The organism is Pseudomonas allii, assembly GCF_055380095.1.
In genome coordinates, this window is sequence record NZ_AP039450.1 from 1,107,519 (window position 1) to 1,120,722 (window position 13,204).

General features: G+C 60.4%; 9 protein-coding genes. 2 read left to right on the forward strand and 7 right to left on the reverse strand.

Annotation, left to right across the window (positions count from 1 at the left end; all coding sequences use genetic code 11):
* Nucleotide 1: 1 nt before the first annotated feature.
* The 7 genes from algG to yaaA form a co-directional block, all read right to left on the reverse strand.
* Nucleotides 2-1,570 carry a mannuronan 5-epimerase AlgG gene (gene algG, locus ACZ445_RS04965; protein WP_464708026.1) on the reverse strand — a complete coding sequence of 523 codons (1,569 nt, stop codon included), beginning with the start codon at nt 1,568-1,570 and terminating at the stop codon, nt 2-4.
* Complete coding sequence (locus ACZ445_RS04970; protein ID WP_058422921.1) at nt 1,570-3,057, reverse strand: alginate export family protein; 1,488 nt, start codon at nt 3,055-3,057, stop codon at nt 1,570-1,572. The genes algG and ACZ445_RS04970 overlap by 1 nt, the downstream gene beginning before the upstream one ends.
* Entirely contained in the window at nt 3,054-4,448 is a 1,395-nt protein-coding gene (algK, locus tag ACZ445_RS04975; protein ID WP_058422920.1) for an alginate biosynthesis TPR repeat lipoprotein AlgK, read from the reverse strand. The genes ACZ445_RS04970 and algK overlap by 4 nt, the downstream gene beginning before the upstream one ends.
* Nucleotides 4,449-4,450: 2 nt before the next feature.
* Complete coding sequence (locus ACZ445_RS04980; RefSeq protein ID WP_058422919.1) at nt 4,451-5,617, reverse strand: alginate biosynthesis protein Alg44; 1,167 nt, start codon at nt 5,615-5,617, stop codon at nt 4,451-4,453.
* 35 nt (nt 5,618-5,652) lie between these two features.
* Entirely contained in the window at nt 5,653-7,134 is a 1,482-nt protein-coding gene (gene alg8 / locus ACZ445_RS04985; protein ID WP_162276396.1) for a mannuronan synthase, read from the reverse strand.
* An 83-nt stretch (nt 7,135-7,217) separates the two neighbouring features.
* Nucleotides 7,218-8,534 carry a nucleotide sugar dehydrogenase gene (locus ACZ445_RS04990; protein WP_464708027.1) on the reverse strand — a complete coding sequence of 439 codons (1,317 nt, stop codon included), beginning with the start codon at nt 8,532-8,534 and terminating at the stop codon, nt 7,218-7,220.
* An 888-nt stretch (nt 8,535-9,422) separates the two neighbouring features.
* A complete protein-coding gene (gene yaaA / locus ACZ445_RS04995) occupies nt 9,423-10,202 on the reverse strand; it encodes a peroxide stress protein YaaA (protein ID WP_179029242.1) in 780 nt (259 codons plus the stop codon).
* 119 nt (nt 10,203-10,321) lie between these two features.
* Between yaaA and ACZ445_RS05000 the strand changes: the two genes are divergently transcribed.
* Together ACZ445_RS05000 and ACZ445_RS05005 are read left to right on the forward strand one after the other, a co-directional pair.
* A complete protein-coding gene (locus ACZ445_RS05000) occupies nt 10,322-11,446 on the forward strand; it encodes a polysaccharide deacetylase family protein (RefSeq protein ID WP_464708028.1) in 1,125 nt (374 codons plus the stop codon).
* Between the two features lie 338 nt (nt 11,447-11,784).
* On the forward strand, nt 11,785-13,179 hold the full coding sequence (locus tag ACZ445_RS05005; protein ID WP_464708029.1) for a PhoH family protein: 1,395 nt from the start codon (nt 11,785-11,787) through the stop codon (nt 13,177-13,179).
* Nucleotides 13,180-13,204 lie beyond the last annotated feature (25 nt).

Here is a 13,204-nt window from a genome sequence, read left to right on the forward strand (position 1 = left end):
CTCAGTCCTGCATTTCGGTCTGGCGTTCGACAGGGTCGATCAGCACGGCTTTCTGCTGGCGCACCAGCAGGTCGAGAATCTCTTCCTGGCGATCGCCAAGCACGCCGGAGAAGCTGATGCCGCTGGATTTGGTCGGCGCCAGCATCGACACGCGGTACAGCTCGATACTCAACGGCGAGTCGATGGACAGCGGCCCGCTGCCGTTGCCGGCCAGTTCACCGCCGACCACGATCAGCGAGACTTTGGCGTCGAACGGGTCGAGGGCGATGTCGCGGTCGGTGTCGGTCAAATCCTTGATGTGGCCGTAGACGCCGGTCAGGCCGTTGGCCATGGCGGTGTTCTCATACAGCTTGATGTTCACGCTGTTGCGCACGCGGATGCCGTGACGACGGTTGCTGATCACCTTGTTGCCCCACAGCAGGTTGTCGCCGCTCTCATAGAGGGTGATGCCGTCGGTGTGGTTGCGGTAGATCTCGTTGTCGGCGATCAGGTTGTTCACGCTGTTACGGTCGATCACCAGGCCCGAGAGCTTGTTGTCGTAGCTGCGGTTGTTGAAGATGAAGCTGTCGTTCACTTCACGGGAAATGATGATGCCGTGCTTCTTCTTGGTGCCGTAGACGGTGTTGTCCGCGATGATCAGGCCGTGGGAACGGTCGTGGGGGTCAATGCCGTAGACGATGTTGTCTTTGTAGGTGTTGCCCTTGATCACAAAGCCGGTGGTCTCGTAGCAGTAGAAGCCGTACCACATGTCCGAGAACTCGGAATCGATGATCCAACCGGTCGGCTCCGGACGCTTGAGCACCTTGGCCATGTTCGGCGTGTACTGGGAAATACTCACCCCGTACGACTTACTGTTGGCGTAACCGAAACTGGCCATCTTGGTGTTGGAAATGTAGGTCTCGGTGCCGCCCCAGGCCAGCAGGAACGGGCGGAATTCCTTGGGCGACTTGAACAGCGCCGGGCCGTTGGCCTTTTCGCTCCAGCCGCTGACCTTGGTGTCACGCACAAACAGCTGGCCGTCGTTGATCAGGAATGAACCGGCTTCCTGGGACAGGCGCAGCTCCTGGGTCTTCTTGTCGATTTCCAGGATGCCCTTGCGCCCGACCACGATCGGCAACTTGGCCACGATCACACCCGGCGAGGTCTCGCTCAGGTACTGCTTGGGCACCTTGCCCAGCAGGTCCTTGAGGTTCATGTAGCCGTCATCCACAAAGATCGCCTGGGGAATGCCGTGCTGGCGCACCACCCATTCGGCCATCTTGTTGTCACCGCCGATGAAGTCCTTGAGGGCGTCTTCCTGCATCATGCGGCGGATGCTGATCTTGCCCGGCTTGGCGCGCACGATCTTCTTTTCCATCGCCGCGGCGGTGTAGCCCGACAGGTCCGGCAGGGCCGGCTTGGCCATTTCCAGCGGCGCGGTCGGCGGGCTGGAGATGGTGTAGGTCTTGGCCTGCTGCAGTTCCTTGGCGATGGTCGGCGCCTTGGCCGCCGTATCGGCAAACGCTGTGGCACTGGCCAACAGCATTGCCGCGACGAGTAGGCTTTGAGCATTCATTGGGCGGGCTCCCATCAGAATTTCCAGATCACGTCGACAAACGCGCGATGCATGTACGAGTCGACGTTGCTGCCATAGGCATCGCCCGGTTTGAATACGCCGGCACGGAAACGCACCAGCGCCGATGGCTCATCAATCGACTGGCTGAGCGCAGCCGGCAACAGGCCGGTCTTGAAGTACTTGGTGACCACCAGGTCCATCTCCTGGCCCAGGTCTTTCTTGCCATCTTCAAGGGGCAGGGAAGTACTGGACAGGATCGCGCCGGTGACGTCGTCGGTGTTGTTCTGCACCGCATCGATACCGTTGCTGCCCACCGGCTTGTTGCCGTCGACACGCCAGAACTTGTGGTACACCAGGCTGGCGTCGTAGTCCTCGCGCAGCTGCCAGGAACCGAACAGGCTCATGGCTTGCATGTTGTTCATCTCACCACGGAAGGCTTCACCGAAGCGGTGCACGCGGGACTGGGTGCCGGTCCAGTTAGAACGGTTGCTTTGCAGGCCGTTCTGCTCGTACTCGGCGCTGGCGCGGGAGTAAGCCGCGCCCACTTGCCACTGCGGGTCAAGGCGCAGGCGGATACCCAGGTCGGTGGCCCAGCCATTCACGTTATCGCTGCGCTTGGCCTGGTCGGGGCGGCTGCCGTCGGCTTTCAACGCGTTGACGGTGTCGCGGTCGCCCTGCATGCCGGTGATGCTGGCCCAGTAGTTGACGGTGTTGGTATTGCGCCAGTTGTAGGCGTCGCTGTTGGCTTCGATACCGAGCCAGGTCAGGTCGCCGTTTTCGCGCTTGTCCAACGAGTCGGTGGGCACGCCCGGTTCCGGGTAGTCGAGCTTGCCGTTGTCATGGGTGTGGTGACCGCGCAGGCCGATCCACTGGCCGGGCGTCCACTGGTAGGCGGCGTCGGCGTAGAGGTGCTGACGGTCCTTGTCCTTGGGCGACAGCTCCTTGAGGTCGGTGCGGTATTCGCTGAAACGTTCGGCGACGCCGACATTGGCCTTGAGCAGGGTGGTGTCGAAGGTCCAGTTCAGCGCTTCGATATTGGTGTCGCGCCATTGGCCGTCGTCGTTGCGCAGGCGTTGGCGACCCAGCTTGAGGATCTCGCCGGGGTAGGGCGTGAAGCCGCTGTAGCCGACCCAGAACTCGCGCATGGCCAGGTAGTTTTTCTTGGCCTTGCGGTCGTTATTGGTGGTCTGCTGGTTCGCGTCATCGGCTGACTGTTGCAGCGGGTCAGTCTCGATGATGTCGCTGGACACCACCGCCTGGCCCATGGCGTAGGCGCTCCACGCGCCGCTTTCACCGTAGATCCACGGGCGCAGGTCGAGGCCGACGCCGTTGACGTCGCCGCCTTTCTGGGTGCCGAGGTCGCGGTCATCTTCGGACTGCGCGGTGGCTTTGACTTCCAGGCCGAAGTTCTTGGCTTCGGTCAGCGCGGCCAGGGTCGGGCACGACCACAGCAGGGCGAAGGTCAGGCCGATGCCGGCCTTGACGAATGGGTTGAGCTTCATAGGGATTCCTCGCCGTCGTCTTCTTCATCCAGGGCGTGCAGTTGCAACGTGTTCTGGGCCAGGGTGCCGCGGGCGGCCAGTTCCTGTTGCACCAGGCGTTGGCCCTGGGCGCGTTGCTCCGGCGTCAAGGGCGCTTCGAGCTGGGTCGCCAGGTCATTGGCTTCCGGGGTGTCCTGGGCTTTGGCCAACTGGCTGAAGACATAGGCGTTCAATGGGTCGGGCTTGGTGCCCTTGCCTTGGGAAAACAACTGGGCGATGGCGAAGTCGGCGCTGTTCTGGCCGTTGCGCGCAGCAGTCAGCAAGTGGTCGAGGGCTTTTTGCGGATAGACCTTGCCCAGGTAGCCACGGCGATAGATCTGGCCGAGGTAGTAATCGGCGGCCACTTCCTTGCCCACGGCTTTTTCGAAGTGCGCTTCGGCTGCCTTGGCATCCGCCGGCACCCACTTGCCTTCGTAGTAGAGCTTGCCAAGCAACAGCTCGGCGCGCGGCTGGTCGGCGGCGCGGCCGTTGTCCAGGTACTTCATCATCTGGTCGACGTCGCCGAGTTCCGGGAAGTCATAGAGCAGTTGCGCCAGGCTGACCCACGAAGCCGGGTAGCCGGGGGCGATTTTTTCCAGCAGGGCCTGGGCGGTTTTTTCGTCCGGCTGGCCGAGGGTGGCGTCACCCAGCACGCGCGCCACGCTATCAACACGTTGTGCGGTGACGGTGCCACGGCTGTAGCCGGCTTCCATTTGCTTGAGCAGCTCGGCCTGTTTTTCCGGCTCGGCTTTTTTCTGGTAGACCGTGGCCAGTTCGACGTAGCAGATGTCGGTAGTGTTCAGCGCGGCCTTGCAGATGCGCTCCACGTCATCCAGATGCTGGTCGTAGGTGTCCTGGGTGCGATACAGCAGCACCTGGGCCAGGCCGGCTTCCGGGTAACCGGCGGCCTGCCATTGGCTGATCTGCCGCTGGGCATTCACGTTCGGGAAGCTGTGCGGGTATTGCAGGTACAGCATCGCCAGCGGAATCAGGGTGTTGCCTTCGCCATTGGCAAAGGCTTTTTTCAGCAGGCCTTCGGCTTCATGGTGTTCGGCCTCGGTGCTGCCGGGCTTGGCCACCAGCAGGCGACCCAGGCGCGCCTGGGCGCGGGGCGAGGTGTCCGCTGCCGCACGGTAGGTGGCCTCAGCCTGTTTGATTTGCGCCGGATCGCGGGTGCCTACCTGGATGTCGGCCAGGCCCACCTGGGCCTCGCTGTAGCCCAGGTCTGCCAGTTGCTGGTAATTCTGCTGCGCGGTGACGGTGTCGCCACGCTTGAGCGCTTCATTGGCCAGGCGTTGGTCGGGCAGGCCGGCGCAACCGGCGAGGGCGATGGCCAGCGCCAGGGGCACCGGCAGGTTTCGAAGGGCGCTCATGATTAAAGACCCGCAGCCATGGCTTTATCGATCAGCCAGTTCAGCGATGGGCCACGGTCGCTGGTGACTTCCACCGGGCGTCCGGCGTAGGTGCTGTCCAGCGGTGCGTCCGGCTTGATCTGCACGCGGATGTCGGAGGACAGGTCGGCGCTGTTCAGGCTGGTGCTGCTGACGATGGTGCCGGTGCGGATCTGCTCCTCGTCGGCCACCTGGAAGCTCACCGGGGTGCCTGGGCGAACGTCAGCGAACTGGCGATAGGTGAAGCGTGCTTCCACGTTGGCCTGGCTGCCGCGTGGGACCAGTTGGAAGATCACGTCGCCCTTGCTGGCGTACTGACCGTCAGCCACCAGTTGCTGCGCCACCACGCAATCGCACGGCGAAGTCAGGGTGCCGGTCATTTGCTTGCCGAACAGCTCTTCAACCTTGGCCGGTTGCAGTTGGTCTTCGTCCAGGTGGCCCTTGAGCACATCGAGCATGCTGGTGCTGAAGGTGGCCAGTGGTGCGCCTTTGGCGGCGACCGCGTCACCCTTGAGCAGGCTCTGCACGGTGCCGTCGCGTGGCATTGTGACGTTCATGCCGGGTACGCTCACCAGGCCGGCCTGGGCGTGGCTGACGAAGTACATGCCGTACACCGACTTGAAGACGAAACCGAAAGCCGCCAGGCCGACGATGAAGATACCCGCGCTGAACACCACGGCGCGCAGGCGGCCGGCGGCGCTCATGTTGCTGCCGCTGTCCTTGACCTTGCGTGCCTTGGTGAAGTTGTCACGTTGCAGGGTCGCCAGCACGTCGCCCATGGTCACGATGTCACCGGACAGGTGCGAGGTGATCAGATGGCGCAGGGTGGAAATATCCTGGGCGTCGAGGTTCTGGAACTGGCAACCGGTGCGGCCGGTCTGGCGGTCGTAGGAGCGGATCTGCAATTCCACGTCCATGGCCAGGCCGAGGTTATCGATGACAAATTGCAGGCGGCCCTTGTGCACCTCGCCGACGGTCAACGGCTGGGTGGCGGTGAACGCCAGGCCGCCGGCGGACAGGTCGATCACCCGTGCTTCGGTCTGGGTGCGGTCGGTGTTGAAGAAGCGCAGCTTGGCCGGGATTTTCACGCGGGCATGTTGGCGCTGGGCTTCGGATTCGTGGACAACGTTGGCGTTTACTGGGCTGTTCATAGTTCGGTTTCCTAGTTAATTCAGGCTTGGCAGGGTCAGACCATCATCAGCAACACGGCAACGAAGATGCTGCCGGCGGAGAAGGTCATGGTCCGAGACGACCAGGTGTTGAACCAACGTTGAAAGCTGGCCAAATCGCGGGTCAGTTTGGTGTCCTGGCGGGTCCAGGACTGTTGATCGAGGCGGAAGAACACGTAGATCTTCACCAGCGCGCCCATGATCTGGTTGTAATAGAGAATCACCGGGTACGCGGGGCCGATCTTGTGGCCGGAGCACGACAGCAGCAGGGTGAGAATCAGGCGGGTGATGCCGATCCACAGCAGGTACGCGAGGATGAAGGCGCCGCCGTATTTGAAGGTGGCGATGATCGCCACGGTCAGGCCGAGCAGGGACGTCCACATCGACACGCGCTGGTCGAACAGCACGATGCTGGTGAACAGGCCCAACCGACGCACACCCAGGCCGAGGGCACGGGAATTCTGGCGCAGGTTGTTGCCGTACCAGCGGAACATCAGCTTGCGGCTGGCCTTGATGAAGCTCTTTTCCGGCGGGTGTTCCACGGTGTTGATCGCGGCGTCCGGCACGTAGAAGGTGTCGTAGCCCAGGCGCATCAGGCTGAACCAGCTGGACTTGTCGTCACCGGTGAGGAACTTGAAGCGGCCCAGGCGCCAGTGTTGCAGCGAGTCGCTTTCCACGTCGGCGATAAAGCCCGGGTCGGTGACCACGCTGGCACGGAACACCGACATGCGGCCGGTCATGGTCAACACGCGCTTGGACAGGGCCATGGAGCACATGTTGATGTGGCGCTGGGCGAAGCGCAGTTTGTGCCACTCGCTCATGATGTAGCCGCCGCGCACTTCGCAGAACTCGTTGGTGGTCAGGCCGCCGACATTGCCGAACAGCTGGAACCACGGCACGGTCTTGCGAACCACGCCTTCGGCGAGCACGGTGTCGCCATCGATCACCGCAACCACGGCACGGTCATCCGGCAGGTGGCGGGAGATGGCGCGGAAACCGAAGGCCAGGCCGTCGCGTTTGCCGGTGCCGGCGATACGCACGAAGTCGAGCTTCACATGCTCGGGTGGGTTCATGCGTTCCCACAGGCTCTTCACCAGCAGCTCATCGGACATTTCCACCAGCGAGCAGACCACGGTGGTGGGGAAGCCACATTCGATGGCTTCACGGATCACCGAGCTGTAGACCTGCGCGGTGGTCAGCGCATCGATACGGAAGCTGGTGACCATCAGGAACACATGGGACGGGTCGGCAGCCTTGCCCAGCTTGCGCACTTTGCGGCGCAGGTGCGGGTAGACCACGTACAGGAACAGCATGCCGCGAAAGAAATGCGTAGCACCCATCGAGTAGCGCCAGATACCGACGGCGCCAATCAGGAAAATAAAATTCTTCGACTCGGAGTCGAACGTACTCGCCGGCAAGAGCAGGGCGAGTCCCATCAGCAGGCTCAAAAAGAACAGCCAGCCGGCGGATTGGAGCAGTACGTGTTTTAACTTGGACATAAGTGTCATCCGAAGGTGAAGAAGGCTCCCGGCTGCAAGCGCTGGGGATGGGTACGCTTGCAGCCAGGAACTTGCCGTTGCTGTTACCAGCAAATGCCTTCGGTGCGACCTGTGGCACAGGTGGCCTTGGACATGAAGCCCACCAGGTCGATCACTCGCTTGCCGTGCGGTGCGTTCTGCGCCAGGGCACGGAACTTCTCATCGCGGTTGCCCAGGATGATCACGTCGGAGTTGTTGATCACTTCGTCGAAGTCCGAGTTGAGCAGGGACGACACGTGCGGGATCTTGCCTTCGATGTAGTCCTTGTTCGCGCCGTGCACACGGGCGTACTCGACGTTGCTGTCGTAGATGCTCAGGTCGAAGCCCTTGCCGATCAGCATTTCGGCCAGTTCGACCAGCGGGCTTTCGCGCAGGTCATCGGTGCCGGCCTTGAAGCTCAGGCCCAGCAGGGCGACTTTGCGCTTGTCGTGGCTGGAGACGATGTCGAAGGCGTTCTGTACCTGGGACTCGTTGCTGCGCATGAGCGAGTTGAGCAGCGGCGCTTCCACGTCCAGGGAACCGGCGCGGTAGGTGAGGGCGCGCACGTCTTTAGGCAGGCACGAACCACCGAAGGCGAAGCCTGGGCGCATGTAGTACTGGGACAGGTTGAGGGTCTTGTCCTGGCAGACCACGTCCATCACTTCGCGACCGTCGACGCCGACGGCCTTGGCGATGTTGCCGATTTCGTTGGCGAAGGTCACTTTGGTGGCGTGCCACACGTTGCAGGTGTACTTGATCATCTCGGCAACGGCGATGTCCTTGCGGATGATCGGTGCGTCGAGTTCTTCGTACAGCGACTGCAGGACATCGCCGGAGGCTTTGTCGAACTCGCCGATGACGGTCATCGGTGGCAGGTCGTAGTCGGCGATGGCGGTGGATTCACGCAGGAATTCCGGGTTGACCGCGACACCGAAGTCGACGCCGGCTTTTTTGCCGGAGCAGTCTTCGAGGATCGGGATCACCACGTTGGCCACGGTGCCCGGCAGTACAGTGCTGCGCACGACCACGGTGTGGCGGGTGGTTTTGTCACGCAGGACAAAACCGATCTCGCGGCACACGGCTTCGATGTAGTCGAGTTCCAGGTCGCCGTTTTTCTTGCTCGGCGTGCCGACGCAGATCATCGACAGGTCAGTATCGCGGATGGCGTCGGCGAAGTTGGTGGTGCCACGCAGCCGGCCGGTTTCGATACCCTGGCTCAACAGCTCGCCCAGACCGGGCTCAACGATGGGCGATTTGCCTGCATTGATCAGGTCAATCTTATCCTTGGAGATGTCCACGCCGACCACGTCGTGGCCACGGGCAGACAGGCAACCGGCACAGACTGCGCCAACGTAACCTAAACCAAATATGCTGATGCGCATCGCATTTACCTCTTTGTCTTCAAGACCGTATTAATCATGCCAATAATTGGCCGGAGTTCATGTTTGCAAGCGTCACTGATGCCACGGAAGTTAGGCGAATAGACGCCGACTTACCGCGTACAGGCATGTTAATTAGTGAGTGACTAACTATTGCACTCAAGTTGTGCGCAACTTGGCCTTGTTATTGGGGCTTGCCCTGAAATGCAGCCGGCCTTTCTGGGGAAAGGTGCCGACGCCAGTGCCGCAAGACCCTGATAGAGGCTTTTAGCCTTTATTTATCAACGTCTTGGGTGTCATCACTGACACATTTGGGTAAGCGCTGCCTTGGCCTATAGGGGATAGCAATGGATCCTTATCGCCGCCCTCAACTCATATCAGTTGATGATATGACCCGTGAGTCAAAGTTGATGGGGCAACTTCGCTACTTCCTTGGGTCGTCATGTAAGTCATCTCTTACAGAAACAGAGAATTTCGTTACCGGTGGTATGAGCCGTCGGTTTAGGCGAAGTTCCAGGCCACTCATCCTGTTTCCTGAAATTTCTTGAAATATTGGCAAAGATGGCACTGCTATTATATTGATAGCACTGGTTATTTGGGCCAGTAGTTATAGGGAGTTGGCGCGCGGGGATAGTTTTGTGCCACTAGTGTTTGAAAAAAGTGGTGCCACTACGAAAAAAATCAACGAATGTCGAGTGAAAGAATTGTTAGAGATGCGTCAGGATATTTTTTGACGTCAAAAATATGACGATCATGAATTAAAATGCGGTCAAAAATGTGGGAGGGGGCTTGCCCCCGAAGGCGGTGGGTCAGCTAAAGATGAGCTGGCTGATCCATTGCCATCGGGGGCAAGCCCCCTCCCGCAGTTGTTCATCAGTGCTCTTGAGCGCTTTATTCCGGTGCGTGATCGCGCAAAAACACCAGGTTGTCCGGCTTCGACTGTTCGGCATTGAAGCGATAGCCCTGCACATCAAACTGCTTCAGCTTGGCCGGGTCATTGATGCGCTCCTCGATCACAAAGCGGCTCATCATCCCCCGGGCTTTTTTGGCGTAGAAGCTGATGATCTTGTACTGGCCGTTCTTCAGGTCCTTGAACTCGGTGTTGATGATCCGTGCGTTAAGGGCCGTACGCTTGACCGCCGAGAAGTACTCGTTGGAGGCCAGGTTGAGCAGCACGTCGTCGCCCTGTTCGGCCAGCGCTTCGTTGAGCCATTCACTGATACGGGTGCCCCAGAAGGCGTACAGGTCCTTGCCACGGGCATTGGGCAGCTTGGTGCCCATCTCCAGGCGGTACGGCATCATCAAGTCCAGGGGTCGCAGCAGGCCGTACAGGCCCGAGAGCATGCGCAGGTGGTCCTGGGCGTAGGTGAAGTCGGCATCGCTGAAGGTCTCTGCATTCAGGCCGGTGTACACGTCGCCCTTGAAGGCCAGCAACGCCTGCTTGGCGTTTTCCTGGGTGAACGCAGGCGTCCAGCTGCCGAAGCGGGCGGCGTTGAGGCCGCCGATCTTGTCGGATACGTGCATCAATTCGCTGATTTGCGCCGGGCTCAACTCGCGCAGTTGCTCGATCAGCTCTTGAGAGTGGTCAAGGTATTGCGGTTGGGTGTAGCGCGGGGTTACCGGCTTTGACTCGAAATCGAGGGTCTTGGCGGGGGAAATCACCATCAGCATGAAGTCGTCTCCTGTAAACGTGGGGGGATTCTAGGGGTTGGGGCGTTTTGACTCCACCTATGATGGCGATAGGCGCGATCCGCTATGATGGCCGGTGACTCTGGAGAGGGAGACCCTGTGTGCGAATAGCGCTTTTATTGTCGGCATGCCTGCTGTGCCTGAATGCCCAGGCAGCACCCGTGGATGTGGCCAGCCTTGACCGTGGCACCTGGCCCGAAAAACTCGGCAGCCCGGCGCTGTTCGACGTGGCGTCACGCGCCGAAATCCTCATGTTCGCCCACAGCCTGCTGGCCAGCGAGAACCAGGACGAAACCGCGCTCAAGCAGCGCCTGGGCCTGAAGATCATCAACCTGGCCGCCATCGACGACCTGCGCCGCCAGCTCTGGCAGCGCCTGCTGGAGAACTACACCTTCGCCCAGCAGAGCTGCGAGGAAGACGCCTCGTTCTGCTATCTGGTGGAGAACATGGACGACCTGCGCGAGCAGGCCGGCAAGTTCGAGGTGAGCGAAGACTCCTTCTATATAGGCTGGGCCGCTCCGAGCCATACCTTCCATGAGCGCTACCTGGATGAATTGCTGCGCAAGGCCGCGCTGTTTCCGCAGATCAGCAGCGAAATCGCGCGTTTCGGCGACCATGAGCGCAATGGCGACGAGTTCAACGACCGCCTATTCCTGCTCACCTTTGACGGCGGCCCCGCGCCGGTCAGCGGCAATACCGACTGGCTCGCCGACTACCTGCGCAAGCAGAAGATGAACGCGACTTTCTTCACCCTCGGCAGCAGCCTGCAAACCCGGGTCGAGCGCAGCTCGGTTGCCGATGTGCAGGCGCTGTACCAGGGCCAGTGTGTTGGCACCCAGGGTTGGCAGTATCGCTCCCACAGCCATTGGGTGGACTGGCAGAGTTCGATCACCCGCAGTGCGTCTTTGGCGCAGAACCTGATGCCGGAAAACTACGTGCCGCTGTTCCGTCCGCCCTATGGCCAGCGCCGCGCGGACAGCCAGGGTTTCTTCCAGGCGCAAGGCTTGCAGGTGGCGTTATGGGATATCGACTCCCAGGATGAACCGGGCAAGCTCAAGGCCGATGAGTCGGCGCAACGGGTGCTGACCTTGATGCTGTTGTGGCGCAAAGGCGTGATTGTGTTTCACGACACCCAGGACAAGGCACGGGTCGCTTTGCCCATGCTGTTACAGGCAACGGCACAGAGTGGTCTGGGTTGGCAGGGCTGCCGGGAAGCGTTTCGCTGAAGTGCCCGGCCCTGTTGGGTGTGGGGCGATTCTGGGGTGATTTTGTGCGACATTTCGATGCAGGCGGACTTCCGACTTTAGCGGGGTAAGTGGCACTCGGCTAGTGCTATTCGTCATCCTGAAAAATAAACTTCAAAAAAGCGTCAAAGTGCTTTTTCCTGTCACACGTTTTGCGGTATTACGAAGTCAGATCGCCGAAACCTGCAACACAGGTGGCGTCTTCCAAGACTCCTCATGTGGGCACTGCGCTTGACGTCACTCAGGTGCGTCGGTGGTCGAATCGAGGCGCAGCACCGCCCAGGTATTGCGTCGACTGGCTCCCACAAAGGTGACCGAGTATGGATGATCATGGACGTAACCCTTCTTCCGACCAGCCAATCCTTTATGTGCTTGATACCAACGTATTGATCCACGATCCAAACGCACTGCTCAACTTCGAAGAACACCACGTCGCCATCCCGATGATCGTGCTTGAGGAGCTCGATAAACTCAAAAGCGGGCACCACAGCGTGGCCGCCGAATGCCGCCAGGCCATCCGCCTGATCGACAAGACATTGGGCGAAGCTTCGCCAGAAGATGTCGAAGTCGGCGTGCCGATCCAGCGTGGCAAAAGCGGACCCAAGGGCTTGCTGTCGATTCTGATGAGCAAGCGCAGCGAGCCCAACAGCCTGCTGCCGGAAAACCTGAACGACAACAAAATCATCAACCAATTGATCGACCTGCACGCCCGTGACAAGGACCTGCGCGTGGTGCTGGTGACCAAAGACATCAATATGCGCCTCAAGGCCCGAGCGTGTGGGATCGCGGCCGAGGACTACAGTACCGACCAACTGGTCGACGACGTGTCGATGCTGTCCCGTGGTTATCACATGATGACCGACTCGTTCTGGGACCGCGTCAGCAAGGTCGAAACCCGTCAGGACCATGGCCGTACCTGGCACCAGGTGCAGCTGATCGATAACCTGCCGGCCGTACATATCAATGAGTTCATCGTCGACGAACAGGGTTTCGTGGGCTGGATCAAAGAGATCCAGGTCGACAAGTTGCTGATCCTCGACCTGCATCAGGAACCCCTGTTGCACCAGGAAGCCTGGGGCCTGAAACCGCGTGATATCTACCAGAGCCTGGCGCTGTACGCGCTGCTCGATCCGGACATCCACCTGGTCAACCTGACCGGCGCCGCGGGCTCGGGGAAAACCATCCTTGCCCTGGCTGCCGCCATCGAGCAGACCATGGTGACCAAGCGCTATCGCCGCATCATCGCCACCCGCAGCGTGCAGGGCCTGGACCAGGAAATCGGTTTCCTGCCCGGTACCGAAGCGGAAAAAATGGAGCCGTGGCTGGGGGCGATCACCGACAACCTCGAGGCCTTGCACATGGATGATGAAAACACCCATGGCAGCGTCGACTACATCCTCAGCAAAGTGCCGTTGCAGTTCAAATCCCTCAACTACATCCGAGGTCGCAGCTTCCAGCAGAGCCTGATCCTGATCGATGAATGCCAGAACCTTACGCCGCACCAGATGAAAACCATCATCACCCGTGCCGGCGCCGGTTCCAAAGTGGTGTGCCTGGGTAACCTGGCACAGATCGACACCCCTTACCTGTCCGCGACCAGCTCCGGGCTGACGTACCTGACTGAACGCTTCAAAGACTTCCCGAACGGCGTGCACATTGCGCTGCAGGGTGTTCCACGTTCGATCCTGGCCGAATACGCCGAATCCCATCTCTGACCGTCAGCACCTGCTAAAACGGGCG

Bases quoted from the DNA above. Each gene is read 5' to 3' on its own strand.
- algG (WP_464708026.1), bottom strand. From the start codon at position 1,570: ATGGGAGCCCGCCCAATGAATGCTCAAAGCCTACTCGTCGCGGCAATG.
- ACZ445_RS04970 (WP_058422921.1), bottom strand. From the start codon at position 3,057: ATGAAGCTCAACCCATTCGTCAAGGCCGGCATCGGCCTGACCTTCGCC.
- algK (WP_058422920.1), bottom strand. From the start codon at position 4,448: ATGAGCGCCCTTCGAAACCTGCCGGTGCCCCTGGCGCTGGCCATCGCC.
- ACZ445_RS04980 (WP_058422919.1), bottom strand. From the start codon at position 5,617: ATGAACAGCCCAGTAAACGCCAACGTTGTCCACGAATCCGAAGCCCAG.
- alg8 (WP_162276396.1), bottom strand. From the start codon at position 7,134: ATGTCCAAGTTAAAACACGTACTGCTCCAATCCGCCGGCTGGCTGTTC.
- ACZ445_RS04990 (WP_464708027.1), bottom strand. From the start codon at position 8,534: ATGCGCATCAGCATATTTGGTTTAGGTTACGTTGGCGCAGTCTGTGCC.
- yaaA (WP_179029242.1), bottom strand. From the start codon at position 10,202: ATGCTGATGGTGATTTCCCCCGCCAAGACCCTCGATTTCGAGTCAAAG.
- ACZ445_RS05005 (WP_464708029.1), top strand. From the start codon at position 11,785: ATGGATGATCATGGACGTAACCCTTCTTCCGACCAGCCAATCCTTTAT.